The organism is Streptomyces sp. C36 (assembly GCF_040932295.1).
GTDB classification, from domain to species: Bacteria; Actinomycetota; Actinomycetes; order Streptomycetales; family Streptomycetaceae; genus Streptomyces; species Streptomyces triculaminicus.
Genome location: NZ_JBFQGI010000005.1, coordinates 589,630 through 606,026 on the forward strand (window position 1 = coordinate 589,630; position 16,397 = coordinate 606,026).

12 protein-coding genes are annotated in these 16,397 nt (G+C 71.7%); 9 read left to right on the forward strand and 3 right to left on the reverse strand.

Translation table 11 applies throughout. The features are described 5' to 3' along the window. Positions 1 to 79: 79 nt before the first annotated feature. Positions 80 to 4,033 carry a type VII secretion protein EccCa gene (gene eccCa, locus AB4K12_RS19015; protein WP_368435251.1) on the reverse strand — a complete coding sequence of 1,318 codons (3,954 nt, stop codon included), beginning with the start codon at positions 4,031 to 4,033 and terminating at the stop codon, positions 80 to 82. A gap of 196 nt (positions 4,034 to 4,229) precedes the next feature. Between eccCa and eccD the strand changes: the two genes are divergently transcribed. The 6 genes from eccD (at position 4,230) to AB4K12_RS19045 (ending at position 11,349) form a co-directional block, all read left to right on the forward strand. Further along, positions 4,230 to 5,666: a type VII secretion integral membrane protein EccD gene (gene eccD, locus AB4K12_RS19020; RefSeq protein ID WP_368435252.1), complete on the forward strand. Its 1,437-nt coding sequence runs from the start codon at positions 4,230 to 4,232 to the stop codon at positions 5,664 to 5,666. A 230-nt stretch (positions 5,667 to 5,896) separates the two neighbouring features. Continuing rightward, entirely contained in the window at positions 5,897 to 6,184 is a 288-nt protein-coding gene (gene rpsO / locus AB4K12_RS19025; protein WP_190063001.1) for a 30S ribosomal protein S15, read from the forward strand. Positions 6,185 to 6,497: 313 nt separating this feature from the next. After that, on the forward strand, positions 6,498 to 8,717 hold the full coding sequence (locus tag AB4K12_RS19030; protein ID WP_368435254.1) for a polyribonucleotide nucleotidyltransferase: 2,220 nt from the start codon (positions 6,498 to 6,500) through the stop codon (positions 8,715 to 8,717). Beyond that, the gene (locus AB4K12_RS19035) at positions 8,714 to 10,093 is read left to right on the forward strand and encodes a M16 family metallopeptidase (RefSeq protein WP_368435255.1); all 1,380 of its coding nucleotides are present in this window, start codon (positions 8,714 to 8,716) and stop codon (positions 10,091 to 10,093) included. The genes AB4K12_RS19030 and AB4K12_RS19035 overlap by 4 nt, the downstream gene beginning before the upstream one ends. Before the next feature lie 36 nt (positions 10,094 to 10,129). Further along, positions 10,130 to 10,882, forward strand: a complete 753-nt coding sequence (gene dapB, locus AB4K12_RS19040; RefSeq protein ID WP_086573600.1) for a 4-hydroxy-tetrahydrodipicolinate reductase — start codon at positions 10,130 to 10,132, stop codon at positions 10,880 to 10,882. Between the two features lie 5 nt (positions 10,883 to 10,887). Continuing rightward, on the forward strand, positions 10,888 to 11,349 hold the full coding sequence (locus tag AB4K12_RS19045; RefSeq protein ID WP_368435256.1) for a hypothetical protein: 462 nt from the start codon (positions 10,888 to 10,890) through the stop codon (positions 11,347 to 11,349). A gap of 4 nt (positions 11,350 to 11,353) precedes the next feature. Here AB4K12_RS19045 and AB4K12_RS19050 read toward each other — a convergent pair whose 3' ends face one another. Both AB4K12_RS19050 and AB4K12_RS19055 read right to left on the reverse strand, forming a co-directional pair. After that, entirely contained in the window at positions 11,354 to 11,941 is a 588-nt protein-coding gene (locus tag AB4K12_RS19050) for a hypothetical protein (RefSeq protein WP_368435257.1), read from the reverse strand. 81 nt (positions 11,942 to 12,022) lie between these two features. Further along, positions 12,023 to 12,265: a hypothetical protein gene (locus AB4K12_RS19055; RefSeq protein WP_362250116.1), complete on the reverse strand. Its 243-nt coding sequence runs from the start codon at positions 12,263 to 12,265 to the stop codon at positions 12,023 to 12,025. Positions 12,266 to 12,492: 227 nt separating this feature from the next. On the opposite strand from AB4K12_RS19055, the gene thyX reads away from it, so the two are divergent. The 3 genes from thyX (at position 12,493) to AB4K12_RS19070 (ending at position 16,161) form a co-directional block, all read left to right on the forward strand. After that, positions 12,493 to 13,242 carry an FAD-dependent thymidylate synthase gene (gene thyX / locus AB4K12_RS19060; RefSeq protein ID WP_368435258.1) on the forward strand — a complete coding sequence of 250 codons (750 nt, stop codon included), beginning with the start codon at positions 12,493 to 12,495 and terminating at the stop codon, positions 13,240 to 13,242. A gap of 198 nt (positions 13,243 to 13,440) precedes the next feature. Further along, complete coding sequence (gene dapA, locus AB4K12_RS19065; protein WP_368435259.1) at positions 13,441 to 14,340, forward strand: 4-hydroxy-tetrahydrodipicolinate synthase; 900 nt, start codon at positions 13,441 to 13,443, stop codon at positions 14,338 to 14,340. Between the two features lie 135 nt (positions 14,341 to 14,475). Then, positions 14,476 to 16,161 carry a ribonuclease J gene (locus AB4K12_RS19070; RefSeq protein WP_368435261.1) on the forward strand — a complete coding sequence of 562 codons (1,686 nt, stop codon included), beginning with the start codon at positions 14,476 to 14,478 and terminating at the stop codon, positions 16,159 to 16,161. Positions 16,162 to 16,397: the final 236 nt, after the last annotated feature.

Genomic DNA, 16,397 nt, shown 5'->3' on the forward strand with positions numbered 1-16,397 from the left:
GCCACCGAGCCCTACAGCGCTCACTGATCCGTAGGGCCGCAGGCCCGCGGTGAGCCCGCGCCCCGGGGGAGGGGCGGGCTCACCGCTCTGGCACCCACCCCAGCTGCACCAGCGGCGTCCCCCGCTTGCGGGAGACGAAGAAGCCCCGGCCCGGCGGCATCGGGCGCGGCCGGACGCCGCCGAGGACCTCGCCCTCGCCGGGGTCGCCGGACAGGACGACGCCCTGGGCGCCGAGCTCCTTCGCGCGCTGCATGAAGGACTCGAACATCGACCGGGACGCCCCCGCCGAGCTGCGCGCGATGATGAAGCGGACGCCGACGTCCCGCGCGAAGGGCAGGTTCTCCGTCAGGACCGACAGCGGATTGCCGCTGCCGGTGGCCACGAGCTCGTAGTCGTCGACGATGACGAAGAACCGCGGGCCGTTCCACCAGCTGCGCTCGCGCAGCTGCCGGGGCGTGATGCCGGGCTGCGGGGCGCGGCGGTCCATCAGGCCCTTGAGCGCGCCCGCGTGGACGGTCAGCGCCGAGGCGATCGGCGCGTACTCCAGGAGGTGCGTCTCGGGGACGACGTCCAGCAGCGCCCGCCGGTAGTCGCCGACCACGATCTTCGCCTCGTCCGGGCCGTACCGCTCCGAGATCCGCTGGGCCAGCAGGCGCAGCAGGGCCGTCTTGCCGGACTCGCTCTCGCCGAAGACGAGGAAGAACGGGTCGGTCTCGAAGTCGACGAACACCGGCTCGAGGCCGGCCTCGTCGAGGCCGATGGCCACGCCCAGCTCGGGGTGCTCGCCGCCCTTGGGCAGCTCGTCGGCGGGCAGCAGGCGCGGCAGGAGCCGCACCGGCGGGGCCGTCGGCCCCGGCCAGGCCCGCGCGACGCTCTCCACCAGGGCGGCCGTCGCCTCCGTCATCGTCGCGGGGTCACCGGCGGCGTCGATGCGCGGCTGGCCGCCCATGAAGTGCAGCTTCTCGGGGAGCTGGCCGCGGCCCGGGACGCCGGCGGGAACGTTGGCCGCGACCTTGCGGTCGAACTCGGAGTCCATGGTGTCGCCCAGCCGCAGCTCGAGGCGGTTGAGCAGCTGGTCCTTGAGCGCCGCCCGGACCTCCATGTTGCGGGAGGCGGTCACCACCACGTGCACGCCGTAGCCCAGGCCCCGGCTCGCGATGTCGGCGACGACGCCCTCGAGCACGTCGTACTCCTGCCGGAAGCCGCCCCAGCCGTCGATGACCAGGAAGACGTCGCCCCAGCGCTGGTCGGCGAAGTGTCCGGCGGCCCGCTGCCGCCGGTAGGTGCTCATCGAGTCGATGCCCTTGGCCCGGAAGTACTCCTCGCGGCGGGCCAGGATGCCCGCCACCTCGGCGACCGTGCGGCGCACCCGTTCCGGGTCGAGCCGGGAGGCGACGCCGCCGACGTGCGGCAGCCCGGCGACGGCGCTCATGCCGCCGCCGCCGAAGTCGAGCCCGTAGAACTGCACCTCCGCCGGGGTGTGGGTGAGGGCGAAGGCGGTGATCAGGGTGCGCATCAGCGTCGACTTGCCCGACTGGGGGCCGCCGACGACGAGCATGTGGCCGGCCGCGCCGGAGAAGTCGCGGAGGAGCACGTCGCGCCGCTGCTCGAAGGGCTTGTCGATGAGGCCCAGGGGCACCACGAGCCGGCCGAGGTGCGGATGGCCGGCCGCCGTCAGGCCGCGCCCGGGCACCTCCTCCAGCCTCGGCAGCAGCTGGTCCAGGGACGGTGCCCGGTCCAGCGGCGGCAGCCACACCTGGTGGGCCGGCGGTCCCTGGCCCTCGATCCGGCGCACCACGACGTCCAGGACGGTGTCGGCCGTGGCGTCGTCCCCGCCCGGGACCGGCGCCGGAGCCGGCGCGGGCTCGGGGGCGGTGTACGTGACGGGGACGGGCGCCGCCGTGAAGAGCACGGGCCGGCGTTCGGCGGGCAGCCCCGCGCCGCCGGCGCCGGTGGACGCGCCCGCCCGGTACGGGCCGGAGACGTACGCCGCCTTGAACCGGGTCATCTCGTCCGTACCGAACTTCAGGTATCCCGAGCCCGGCACCGTCGGCAGGTGGTAGGCGTCCGGCACGCCCAGGGCCGTGCGCGACTCGGCCGCCGAGAACGTGCGCAGGCCGATGCGGTACGACAGATAGGTCTCCAGGCCGCGCAGGCGGCCCTCCTCCAGGCGCTGCGAGGCCAGCAGCAGATGGACGCCCAGGGAGCGGCCGATGCGGCCGATCTGGATGAACATGTCGATGAAGTCGGGCTTGGCCGTCAACAGCTCGCTGAACTCGTCGATCACCAGGACGAGTGAAGCCAGCGGCTCCAGCGCGGCGCCCGCGACCCGCGCCCGCTCGTAGTCGTGGAGGTTGGCGTAGTTGCCCGCCGACTTCAGCAGCTCCTGGCGGCGCTGCAGCTCGCCGGTGATGGAGTCGCGCATGCGGTCGACCAGCGTCAGGTCGTCGGCCAGGTTGGTGATGACGGCCGCGACGTGCGGCAGCCCCGACATTCCGGCGAACGTCGCGCCGCCCTTGAAGTCCGCGAGGACGAAGTTCAGCGTCTCCGAGGAGTGCGTCACCGCCAGCCCCAGCACCAGCGTGCGCAGCAGCTCGGACTTGCCCGAACCCGTCGCGCCGACGCACAGGCCGTGCGGGCCCATGCCGTCCTGCGCCGCCTCCTTGAGGTCGAGCATCACGGGGGAGCCGTCCTCGCCCACACCGATCGGCACCCGCAGCCGCTCGGCGGCGTTCCGCGGCCGCCAGCTGCGCGAGACGTCCACCACGGCGGCGTCGCCGAGCCCCAGCAGGTCGGTGAAGTCCCAGTTGGCCAGCAGCGGTTCGTCCTCGTCGTCGCCGCCCAGGCGCAGCGGCGCGAGCTGCCGCGCCAGCGCCTCCGCGGCCTCGGGCGACAGGGTGTCCGGCACCCCGTCGTACGTCGCGACCTGCGAGCGCAGCCGCAGCCTGCCCGGCCGCACCGTGATCGCCAGGCCGCCCCGCAGCTCGTCCAGCTCGCCGGGCACCACCTCCACGACCGTGACGCCCTGCAAGCCCTCGGGCGCGGCGAAGGCCGAGTCCGGCGGCACCGTCGCGCCCTCCAGCAGCAGCACCACGTGCGGCTGGTCGTGCGGCGGCCGGGTCTCACGGCTGAAGCGCGGACGGCCGTCCAGGCGCGGCCCCAGCAGCTCCTCCAGCTCGGTGAGGTCGTCGCCGATCAGCCGCCGCGTCCCGGCCCCGTCGGCGGTGCCCGGCAGCTGCACATGGGGCAGCCACTTCGTCCACTCCCAGCGCGGCGCCGAGCCGCGCCCGGCCACCACCGCGACGACCAGGTCCTCCGGCGAGTGGAGCGTGACGAGCTGGGCGACGAGCGCCCGCGCGGCGCCGTGCACCGTCTCCGCCTCGCCCGAGAGCGTCACGTGGTAGAAGGCGCGCAGCGACACCGCCACCGGCAGGCCGTCGAGCGAGCCGTGCACGGCCAGGAAGCGCTGCATGGCGCCCGCCGTCAGCGGCTCCAGCTCGTCCATGGGCGCCGTCTCCGGCGCCACCAGCGGGGTGGCGAGCTGCTGTGCGCCGAGCCCGATCCGGGCCTGGGCGAAGTCGTCGTCGGTCGCCCGCCGCTCCCAGACGCGGCCGCCCTCGGCCACCACCGACCACAGCTGGTCGGGCGCCGGGTGCAGGTAGTACTGCGCGTCGCGCTGCCCGCGGGCCGTGCGCTGGACGGTCCGCCGGGTCTGGGCGAGGTACCTGAGGTAGTCGCGGCGCATGTCGGCCAGCTGCCCCTGCGAGCCCTGCCGGTGGCGGACCACCATCGCGACCGTCATGCCGAGCGTCGAGATCATCATCAGGACGCCCATGATCTTCATCATGGGGTTGGCGCCCGGCATGAAGAAGTAGACCATCGACGACGCCATGCCCAGGGTGGGCAGCAGCTGCATCAGGATGCCGTCCTGACGGCCGCGCGGCAGCTCGGGAGGCGCCTCCAGCCGTAGTTCCTCGCCCGGCACCTCGGGCGGGAGCACCCGCGGCTGGCGTTTGACGACCACCTGGCTCACGAAACGGCTCAACCCCTCTGCGCGACGGGGCAGTTCCCTTCCGGCGCCCCAGCGGCCCCGGCCTCCCCTCGCGAGACGGTGATCCTATCGGCGTACGAACGTTCGCCCCGGGTAGGGTGACGAGCCGCCGCAACGCGACGGTGTGGCCGCGCGGATGAGTGGCCGACAGGAAACACAGCATCAGGGGGCAATCAGGGTGAGTACGTCCGCCACGACCGGCTTCTGCAGGGTGACCGTCGTCGCGCCGGACCGTCGCGTCGACGTGGCCCTGCCCGACGACCTGCCCGTCGCCGACGTCCACCCCGAGGTCCTCAGGCTCACCGGCGGGACGCAGCCGGCGGGCACCCCCACCGGCTACCACCTGGTGCGCCGCGACGGCACCGTCCTCGACGGCGCCCGTACCCTCGCCGCCCAGCACGTCCTCGACGGCGAGATCCTCTCGCTGCGCCCCTTCGCCGAATCGCTGCCGCCGGCGGTCCACGACGACGTCTCCGACGCCGTCGCCACCGCGGTCCTGCGCGACCGCGCGCTGTGGGACGCCCGGCTGCTGCACGGCTTCGGCCTGACCGCCGGCGCCCTGCTGCTGGTCCTCATGGGCTGCCTGCTGTGGTTCGCCGACCCCGTGCGCCACGACATGCACGGCACGCGCGGCGTCGCCGCCGGCGCGGTCGCCGTCCTCCTGACCGCCTTCGCGGGCGTACGCGCCCGCGTCTATGACGACCGGATCTCCGCCGTGGCACTCGGACTGGCCGCCGTGCCGCACCTGCTGATCGCCGGGGCGGGGGTGGTCGCGCCGGCGCCCGGCGAGGGCGCGGGCCGGCTGCAGTTCCTGCTCGGCTGCTCGGCCGTGCTGCTCGCCGCCGTCGTCCTGGTGGCCCTCATGCCCTCCGGCGACGCCCCCTTCGTGGCGGTCGTCGTGGCCTCCGCCACCGGCATCCTGGCCACCTTCGGCACCATCCTCGCCGCCGCCCGGCCCACCGCGGCCGCCGCCGTCTGCGCGGTCGCCGGAATCGGCGCCCTCGCCTTCCTGCCCGCCCTCTCGGCCCGCGTGGCCCGGCTGCCCGTCGGCTACGCCGCGCCCCGCGCCGCCACCGACGACGACCTCGACGCCCCCCGCGAGGGCGCGCCGGCCGAGCCCGTGGACGCCGAGCGCGTCGCCGCCCAGGCCCGCCGAGGCCACGAGCTGCTGCTCGGCCTGGTCGCCGGCTGCGCGGCCGTCGTCACCGGCGCCACCGCCGTCCTCGCCTTCTCGGCCGACCCCTGGGCGCAGGGCCTGGCCCTGGCCACCGCCCTCGCCGCCCTGCTGCGCGCCCGGCTCTTCCGCTACACCGCCCAGGTCGCCGCCCTCCTCGGTGCCGGCCTGGCGGGGCTCGCGCTGCTGGTCCTGGGCCTGGCCCTGCACCCGCCGGCCGGCGCCGCGTCCGACATCCGCACGCTGTGGCTCACCGCGGCCGTCATCGCCGTGGCCGCCCCGCTCACCGGCGTCGCCCTGATCGTCCCCCGCAAGGGACTGTCACCCTTTTGGGGGAGACTGTCCGACGTCGCCGAGAGCACCCTCCTGCTCGCGCTGGTGCCCCTGTGCCTCGCCGTGCTCGACGTGTACTCGACAGCGCGCGGGCTGGCCGGCGGCTGAGCCCGGCCCGGCCCGCCCGGCGCACCGACCCTGGCCCGCGACCGGCGGCGGGCCCGCCCACCAGGGCTGGTACTGTGTGCTGTGGCCGTTTGTGTACGCGCCTCCGGACCGCCCCGAAGGGCTTCTGGGGACAGCGCCCAGCGGACCCCGCCTCCCGAGTAACGGAAGCTCCCCTGAGAAAGAGACCAGGGGCACTCGGTGGCCGAAACGAGACTCAGAAGGAGTACCGCGTGTCGCTCGACGCCGCTACGAAGAAGCAGATCATGACCGAGTTCGCCACCAAGGAGGGCGACACCGGCTCCCCCGAGGTCCAGGTCGCGCTGCTCACCCGCCGCATCTCGGACCTGACCGAGCACCTGAAGCAGCACAAGCACGACCACCACTCCCGCCGTGGTCTGCTGCTCCTGGTCGGTCAGCGTCGCCGCCTGCTGCAGTACCTGGCCAAGAAGGACATCACGCGCTTCCGCGCCCTGGTCGAGCGCCTCGGCATCCGCCGCGGTGCCGCCGGCGCCAAGTAAGACGCCATGAAGGGAGCGGTTCCCACACCCGGGAGCCGCTCCCTTCGCGTATGCCGCGGCACGCGGAACGATCCCGCACCGCGTCCGATGGGAAGCCGGGACAAGCAGAAGCTTTGTAGTCTGGTCCCACAACGGCATACAGAACGAGACACCTGACGAGGAGGAGCGCCGGGCTCTTCGCCGGTCCTCGGTAGTGGCCCCCGGAACAGGGAATTCCGGGTGCTTCGATCGAAGACCGGCCCGCACGGAGCAAGCGGCGCCCTCCGCCGGTCCCCGCCACACGGGCGAGGACGTAGACGAGGAGATACCCCTGGTGGAGAACGAGACCCACTACGCCGAGGCCGTCATCGACAACGGCGCCTTCGGCACCCGCACCATCCGCTTCGAGACGGGCCGCCTGGCCAAGCAGGCCGCCGGTTCCGCCGTGGCGTACCTGGACGACGACACCATGGTGATGTCGGCCACCACCGCTTCCAAGAAGCCCAAGGACCAGCTCGACTTCTTCCCCCTGACGGTGGACGTCGAGGAGCGGATGTACGCGGCCGGCAAGATCCCCGGCTCCTTCTTCCGCCGTGAGGGCCGGCCCTCCGAGGACGCCGTCCTCACCTGCCGCCTGATCGACCGGCCGCTGCGCCCCTCCTTCAAGAAGGGCCTGCGCAACGAGATCCAGATCGTCGAGACGGTCATGGCGCTCAACCCCGACCACCTGTACGACGTGGTCGCGATCAACGCCGCCTCCTGCTCCACGCAGCTCGCGGGCCTGCCCTTCTCCGGTCCGATCGGCGCCACCCGCGTCGCTCTGATCAAGGGCCAGTGGGTGGCGTTCCCGACCCACACCGAGCTCGAGGACGCCGTCTTCGACATGGTCGTGGCCGGTCGCGTCCTGGCGGACGGCGACGTCGCGATCATGATGGTCGAGGCCGAGGCCACCGAGAAGACCATCCAGCTCGTCAAGGACGGCGCCGACGCCCCCACCGAGGAGGTCGTCGCCGCCGGTCTCGAGGCCGCCAAGCCCTTCATCAAGGTGCTGTGCCGCGCCCAGTCCGAGCTCGCCGCCAAGGCCGCCAAGCCCGAGGGCGAGTTCCCGGTCTTCCTGGACTACCAGGACGACGTCCTGGAGGCCCTGACCGCCGCCGTCCGCACCGAGCTCGCCCAGGCGCTGACCATCGCCGGCAAGCAGGAGCGCGAGACCGAGATCGACCGCGTCAAGGAGATCGCCGCCGAGAAGCTGCTCCCGCAGTTCGAGGGCCGCGAGAAGGAGATCTCCGCCGCGTACCGCTCGCTGACCAAGTCCCTGGTCCGTGAGCGCGTGATCAAGGAGCGCAAGCGCATCGACGGCCGTGGGGTGACGGACATCCGTACCCTCGCCGCCGAGGTCGAGGCCATCCCGCGCGTGCACGGCTCGGCGCTGTTCGAGCGTGGCGAGACCCAGATCCTGGGCGTCACCACCCTCAACATGCTCCGCATGGAGCAGCAGCTGGACACCCTCTCCCCGGTGACCCGCAAGCGCTACATGCACAACTACAACTTCCCGCCGTACTCCGTCGGTGAGACCGGCCGCGTCGGTTCGCCGAAGCGCCGCGAGATCGGCCACGGCGCGCTCGCCGAGCGCGCGATCGTGCCGGTCCTGCCGACCCGCGAGGAGTTCCCCTACGCGATCCGTCAGGTGTCCGAGGCCCTCGGCTCCAACGGCTCCACCTCCATGGGCTCGGTCTGCGCCTCCACCATGTCGCTGCTGAACGCCGGTGTGCCGCTGAAGGCCCCCGTCGCCGGCATCGCCATGGGTCTGATCTCCCAGGAGATCGACGGCAAGACGCACTACGTCGCCCTCACCGACATCCTCGGTGCGGAGGACGCGTTCGGCGACATGGACTTCAAGGTCGCCGGTACGAAGGAGTTCGTCACCGCCCTGCAGCTGGACACCAAGCTGGACGGCATCCCGGCCTCCGTCCTGGCCGCGGCCCTCAAGCAGGCCCGCGACGCCCGTCTCCACATCCTCGACGTGATGATGGAGGCCATCGACACCCCCGACGAGATGTCCCCGAACGCCCCGCGGATCATCACCGTCAAGATCCCGGTGGACAAGATCGGTGAGGTCATCGGCCCCAAGGGCAAGATGATCAACCAGATCCAGGAGGACACCGGCGCCGAGATCACGATCGAGGACGACGGCACCATCTACATCGGTGCCGCCGACGGCCCGGCCGCCGAGGCCGCCCGCGCCACGATCAACGGCATCGCCAACCCGACCATGCCGGAGGTCGGCGAGCGCTACCTGGGTACGGTCGTCAAGACCACCACCTTCGGTGCCTTCGTCTCCCTCATGCCGGGCAAGGACGGCCTGCTGCACATCTCGCAGATCCGCAAGCTCGCCGGTGGCAAGCGCGTGGAGAACGTCGAGGACGTGCTCGGCGTCGGCGCCAAGGTCCAGGTCGAGATCGCCGAGATCGACCAGCGCGGCAAGCTCTCCCTGATCCCCGTGATCGAGGGCGAGGGCGCCGAGGGCGAGAGCAAGGACGAGTCCGACAAGTGACGTCCCGTAGTACACGGATGACGGCCCGCACCTCCTCGGAGGGGCGGGCCGTCGCCCGTACCCAAACGCTTCTCAAGGGCGAGAACGGCATCGGCACCGTCCGCAGGACCACCCTCCCCGGCGGCCTGCGCATCGTCACCGAGACCCTGCCGTCCGTGCGCTCCGCGACCTTCGGCATCTGGGCCAACGTCGGCTCCCGCGACGAGACCCCGGCGCTCAACGGCGCCACCCACTACCTGGAGCACCTGCTCTTCAAGGGCACGGCCAAGCGCAGCGCGCTCGACATCTCGGCCGCCCTGGACGCGGTCGGCGGCGAGATGAACGCCTTCACGGCCAAGGAGTACACGTGCTACTACGCGCGCGTGCTCGACACCGACCTGCCGCTGGCCATCGACGTGGTCTGCGACATGCTCACCGGCTCGCTCATCGAGGCCTCCGACGTCGACGCCGAGCGCGGCGTGATCCTCGAAGAGATCGCGATGACCGAGGACGACCCCGGCGACTGCGTGCACGACCTCTTCGCGCACACCATGCTGGGCGACACCCCGCTCGGCCGCCCGGTCCTGGGCACGGTCGACACGATCAACGCCCTCACCCGCGACCAGATCGCCCGCTTCTACCGGAAGCACTACGACCCGACCCACCTGGTCGTGGCCGCCGCGGGCAACGTCGACCACGCCAAGGTCGTCCGCCAGGTGCGCGCCGCCTTCGAGAAGGCCGGCGCCCTCGGCCGCGTCGACGCCACGCCCGTCGCCCCGCGCTCCGGCGCCAAGACGATCCGTGCCGCCGGCCGCGTCGAGGTGCTCGGCCGCAAGACCGAGCAGGCGCACGTCGTCCTCGGCATGCCGGGCCTGGCCCGCACCGACGAGCGCCGCTGGGCGCTCGGCGTGCTCAACACCGCCCTGGGCGGCGGCATGAGCTCGCGGCTGTTCCAGGAGGTCCGGGAGAAGCGCGGACTGGCCTACTCCGTCTACTCCTACACCTCCGGCTTCGCCGACTGCGGCCTCTTCGGCGTCTACGCCGGCTGCCGTCCCAGCCAGGTCCACGACGTGCTGCGGATCTGCCGCGACGAGCTGGACCGGGTGGCCACCGAGGGTCTGTCGGACGAGGAGATCGGCCGTGCCATCGGCCAGCTCTCCGGTTCCACCGTCCTCGGCCTGGAGGACACCGGCGCGCTGATGAACCGCATCGGCAAGAGCGAGCTGTGCTGGGGCGACCAGATGTCGGTCGACGACATGCTGGCGCGCATCGCGACCGTGACCCCGGACGAGATCCGCGAGGTGGCCCGCGATGTACTGGGACAGCGTCCTTCGCTGTCCGTCATCGGCCCGCTGAAGGACAAGCAGGCCGCACGCCTGCACGAGGCCGTTTCTTAAACCGCTGAGCAGATGGTCGACAAGGAAGCAGGGACGATGAGCAAGCTGCGCGTCGCCGTCATCGGTGCCAAGGGCCGGATCGGCTCCGAGGCCGTACGGGCCGTGGAGGCCGCCGACGACATGGAGCTGGTGGCCGCACTGGGCCGGGGCGACAGCCTCGAGGCCCTCACCGAGGCGGGTGCCCAGGTCGCGGTCGAGCTGACGCACCCGGACTCGGTGATGGACAACCTCGAGTTCTGCGTCCGCAACGGCATCCACGGTGTCGTCGGTACGACCGGCTGGACCGAGGACCGCCTGGCGCGGCTGGACTCCTGGCTGGAGGCCTCGCCCTCCACCGGCGTGCTCATCGCCCCGAACTTCTCCATCGGCGCCGTCCTGACCATGGCCTTCGCCCAGCAGGCGGCCCGGTTCTTCGAGTCCGTCGAGGTCGTCGAGCTGCACCACCCCAACAAGGCCGACGCCCCCTCCGGCACGGCCACCCGCACCGCGCAGCTGATCGCCGCGGCGCGGCGCGAGGCGGGCTGCGCCCCGCAGCCCGACGCCACCACCACGGCCCTGGAGGGCGCCCGGGGCGCGGACGTCGACGGGGTGCCCGTGCACTCCGTACGGCTGCGCGGCCTGCTCGCCCACCAGGAGGTGCTGCTCGGCGACACCGGCGAGACGCTCACCATCCGCCACGACTCCCTGCACCACAGCTGCTTCATGCCGGGCATCCTGCTCGGCGCGCGCCGCGTGGCGACCACCCCGGGCCTGACCTTCGGCCTGGAACACTTCCTGGATCTGGGCTGATCACTGTGCGCGCGAAGATCGTCTATTTCGCCCTGGCCGCCGTCCTGGCCGTCTACTTCGTCCTGGTCGGCAGCCGAGGCGTCATGCTCATCGAGCAGGGCACCGTCATCACCGTCGCCTTCGGGCTGGCGGTGCTGGTGCTGCCGTTCATCGGGGCCTGGTTCCTGTACCAGACCACCAAGTTCGCGCGCGACGCCAACCGGCTGGCGCGGGAGCTGGAGGCCGAGGGCGGGCTGCCCGTCGACGAGCTCGAACGGACCCCCGGCGGCCGCATCGACCGCGACTCGGCGGACGCGGTCTTCGCCAAGCGCCGCAGCGAGACGGAGCGGGCGCCGGGCGACTGGCGCTCGTGGTTCCGGCTGGCGGTCGCCTACCACGACGCCCGCGACACCCCTCGCGCACGCAAGGCGATGCAGCGGGCGATCGCCCTGCACGACGGGAAGGCGGTCCGGGCGGACGCGGTCTAGCGCGTCAGGCCCGGGCGGCCATGGCCTTGAGCTCGGCCACCCACTCCTCGGTGGCGTCGGCCGCCGCGGCGAAGGCCTGCGGGCGGCCGAGGAAGTCGGCGCCGTGATCGGTGACCAGAACGGGCAGCGGCCGGCCGTCGGCGCGGTGGACGACCAGCGCCTGGCCCTGGACCGTGCCGAGCACGCCCAGCCGGCGGACGGGCTGCTGGATGATCCGTACGGGGCCGACGGCGGACCACGGCAGCGAGGTGCCGGACAGCAGCCGGACCTGGCGCAGCCCCCGCTCGTCCACCCAGACGCCCGCGCGGACCGACCGCCACGCGAGGGCGATGAGCAGCGCGGCGACGACGAGGCAGATCCCCGCGCCGAGCAGCGATCCGGCGACGCCGATGACCACGGCGGCGACGAGTACCTGCGACGCGAGCAGAAGCAGCAGCGCCGCGCCACCCACCCGCAGCGGACCCGGGCGGTAGGGACGCCGCCGGCGCCGCCGGTCCTCGTACAGATCGGTGTACGGGTCCGGGGCCGGGTCTTGCGGGGTCGGGGGCGCGGCGGTCACCGTCGCATCGGCTGTCAGAAAGGGCAGGGGCACGACGGTTCGTTCCTCACTCACACACATGCACGCTCGAATGGCTGTGCGGGGTGAGGGTACCTGCTGGTAAGGGGCCGTGGATCAGCGGCCCGCGTTGGCTTCGGACTGCTGGGCGCGGTGCGTGTCGTGCGGGTTCGTCGAGAGGGCCGGCATGCCGAACAGCAGAGCTCCGACGAGCCCCGCCGTGACGGTCAGCCCCACGAGGATCCGCCCCGCGAGCTGCGAGCGGTTGACGCGTTCTCGGGGCGGCGGAGTGATGTTGCTGCGGTAACGCTCGGCCTCGGCGACGAAGGCGAACGGTACGGGCTCTCGCCGGCGGAACATGAAGGGCTCTCCTAGGAACCTTGAGGTGGGCTGTCACACAGAAAGACGTTCGAACTCCCTGCCGGGTGCCCGTTTTCCGTAACTTCTGTGAAAAATATCAACTGGCGCTCGAGCGGCTTCCCGTGGTGGGGGTCGCGGCCGGTCCCGGGCCCGGCGACGCCTCGGTGTCAGTGGTGGCCCTTAGGCTTGGCGACGGCCAAGCACAGCAATCTGGAAGGACCCCGCCGGTGACCGACACCCCCACCGTGGACGCCAAGGACGCGAAGCCGACGTTTCGCAGCGACGTGACCGTCGAGCTGGTCAAGCACAGCGCGGCCGACTCCGACGTGCTGTGGGCGGCCCGCGTCTCCACCGCCGGCGAGCAGTCCCTGGAGGAGATCACCAAGGACCCCGAGCGGTCCAAGGGGCTCATCAACTACCTGATGCGCGACCGCCACGGCAGCCCCTTCGAGCACAACTCGATGACCTTCTTCATCAGCGCCCCGATCTTCGTCTTCCGCGAGTTCATGCGGCACCGCGTCGGCTGGTCCTACAACGAGGAATCCGGTCGCTACCGGGAGCTCGAGCCCGTCTTCTACGTGCCGGGGGAGTCCCGCAAGCTGGTCCAGGAGGGCCGCCCGGGCAAGTACGTCTTCGTCGAGGGCACCGAGGAGCAGCACGAGCTCACCGGCCGTGCGATGGAGGACAGCTACCGCCGGGCCTACGAGGCCTACCAGGAGATGCTGGCCGCGGGCGTCGCCCGTGAGGTCGCCCGCTCGGTCCTTCCCGTCGGCCTGTTCTCCTCGATGTACGCCACCTGCAACGCCCGCTCGCTGATGCACTTCCTGGGCCTGCGCACCCAGCACGAGCTGGCGGCCGTTCCCTCCTTCCCGCAGCGGGAGATCGAGATGGTCGGCGAGAAGATGGAGGCGGAGTGGGCCAAGCTCATGCCGCTCACCTACGCGGCCTTCAACAAGAACGGTCGCGTCGCGCCCTGACCGGGCACGCACCGGCCCCGTGACACGCTGCTACCGGAGCAGTGAGCACGGTGTCCGGATTGCGGCATTTCAACACCTTCATCTAGGCTGAAAAAACGGACCCGGCACTGCTTGAACCCCCGAGCAGGCAGTGCCGGGATCCCTTTTCGCACTCCCCGAGGGAGCACCTCACGGTGAGCAACGAGTAGCGTGGCCCTCATGGCTCCGACCTCCACACCGCAGACGCCCTTCGGGCGGGTCCTGACCGCCATGGTCACGCCCTTCACCGCCGACGGCGCCCTCGACCTCGACGGCGCGCAGCGCCTCGCCGCACACCTGGTCGACGCAGGCAACGACGGCCTCGTCGTCAACGGCACCACCGGCGAGTCCCCCACCACCAGCGATGCGGAGAAAGCCCAGCTCGTACGAGCCGTCGTGGAGGCGGTCGGCGACCGCGCCCACGTCGTCGCCGGAGCCGGCACCAACGACACCCGTCACAGCATCGAGCTCGCCCGCGCCGCCGAGCAGGCCGGCGCCCACGGCCTCCTCGTCGTGACCCCGTACTACAACAAGCCCCCGCAGGAAGGCCTGCGCCGGCACTTCACCGCCGTCGCCGACGCCACCGACCTGGACGTCATGCTCTACGACATCCCCGGTCGCAGCGGCGTGCAGATCGAGACCGAGACCATGGTCCGGCTCGCCGAGCACCCGCGCATCGTCGCCACCAAGGACGCCAAGGGCGACCTGGCCGCCGCGAGCTGGGCCATGGCCCGCTCGGGGCTCGCCTGGTACTCCGGCGACGACATGCTCAACCTCCCGCTGCTCTCCGTGGGCGCGGCGGGCTTCGTCTCGGTCGTCGGCCACGTCGTCGCCCCCGAGCTGCGCGCGCTCGTGGAGGCCTACCGCTCCGGCGACATCGACAAGGCGGCCGAGATCCACCGGCGGCTGCTGCCGGTCTACACCGGCATGTTCCGCACCCAGGGCGTCATGACCACCAAGGCCGCCCTCGCCCTCCAGGGCCTGCCGGCCGGCCCGCTGCGACTGCCGCTCATCGGACTCACGGACGAGCAGACCGAGCAGCTCAAGAGCGATCTCGCCGCCGGCGGGGTACAGCTCTGACACCCAGACTTCACAACCGCATACCGGTCAACTGAATACCGACCCAACTGAATACCGACGACAACTGCAAGTGCACGAATGTCACGCGCGCCATGTGCCCACGGGGCATGTGGCGTGCGTGGTGAGGAGAGTCTTTTGAGCCACCCGCACCCCGAACTCGGTTCGCCGCCGAAGCTCCCGAAGGGCGGCCTGCGCGTCACCCCGCTCGGCGGCCTCGGCGAGATCGGCCGCAACATGACGGTCTTCGAGTACGACGGCCGCCTGCTGATCGTCGACTGCGGAGTGCTCTTCCCCGAGGAGGAGCAGCCCGGAGTCGATCTGATCCTGCCGGACTTCACGTCCATCCGTGACCGGCTCGACGACATCGACGGCATCGTGCTCACGCACGGTCACGAGGACCACATCGGAGGTGTCCCCTTCCTCCTCCGCGAGAAGGCGGACATCCCACTGATCGGCTCCAAGCTGACCCTCGCCCTGATCGAGGCCAAGCTCCAGGAGCACCGCATCCGCCCCTACACCCTCGAGGTCGTCGAGGGCGACCGCGAGCGCCTGGGCCCCTTCGACTGCGAGTTCATCGCGGTCAACCACTCCATCCCGGACGCCCTGGCCGTCGCCATCCGCACCCCGGCCGGCATGGCCGTGCACACCGGCGACTTCAAGATGGACCAGCTCCCGCTGGACCGTCGCCTGACCGACCTGCCCGCCTTCGCCAAGCTCGGCGAGGAGGGCATCGACCTGCTGCTCGTGGACTCCACGAACGCCGAGGTCCCCGGCTTCGTGCCGCCGGAGCGCGACATCTCCGGCGTCCTGCGCCAGGTCTTCGCGGGCGCCCAGAAGCGCATCATCGTGGCGAGCTTCGCCAGCCACGTCCACCGCATCCAGCAGATCCTCGACGCCGCGCACGAGTACGGCCGCCGCGTCGCCTTCGTCGGCCGCTCGATGGTCCGCAACATGGGCATCGCCCGTGACCTGGGCTACCTGCGGGTGCCGGCCGGCCTCGTCGTGGACGTCAAGACCCTCGACGACCTGCCGGACGACGAGGTCGTGCTCGTCTGCACCGGCTCCCAGGGCGAGCCGATGGCCGCGCTGTCGCGCATGGCCAACCGCGACCACCAGATCCGGATCGTCCAGGGCGACACGGTCATCCTGGCCTCGTCCCTGATCCCGGGCAACGAGAACGCGGTCTACCGCGTCATCAACGGCCTGACCCGGTGGGGCGCCAACGTCGTGCACAAGGGCAACGCCCGCGTCCACGTCTCCGGCCACGCCTCGGCGGGCGAGCTGCTGTACTTCTACAACATCTGCAAGCCGAAGAACCTGATGCCGGTCCACGGCGAATGGCGCCACCTGCGCGCCAACGCCGAGCTCGGCGCCCTGACCGGCATCCCCAAGGACCACATCGTCATCGCCGAGGACGGCGTCGTCGTGGACCTGGTCGACGGCAAGGCGAAGATCGTCGGCAAGGTGCAGGCGGGCTATGTGTACGTGGACGGCCTCTCGGTCGGCGACGTCACCGAGGCCTCCCTCAAGGACCGCCGCATCCTCGGCGACGAGGGCATCATCTCGGTCTTCGTGGTCGTCGACAGCACCACGGGCAAGGTCGTCAGCGGCCCGCAGATCCAGGCGCGCGGCTCGGGCATCGAGGACGCGGCGTTCAACGCCGTCGCCCCGAAGATCGAGGAAGCCATCGCCAAGGCCGCCGCCGACGGCGTCGCCGAGCCGCACCAGCTCCAGCAGCTCGTGCGCCGCACGGTGGGCAAGTGGGTCTCCGACAGCTACCGCCGCCGTCCGATGATCCTCCCGGTCGTGGTTGAGGTCTGACGTCGCGTCAGTCCAACGGGACGGCCGCCCCGGCTCGATTTGCATCCGGGCGCGGCCGTCCAGTACGTTTACGTCTCCACCGCAGCGGGAACGCCAAGCGCCTAGTGCGCCAGGCGGATCCGGAAGGCGGATGGAAATCCGACTCAGAGAAAATCTGATAAAGTCGGAAACCCCCGCCAACGGGGACCGGAAATGAAATCCGAACCAGCTGCTTCGAATGAGAAGCGGTAAGGAAC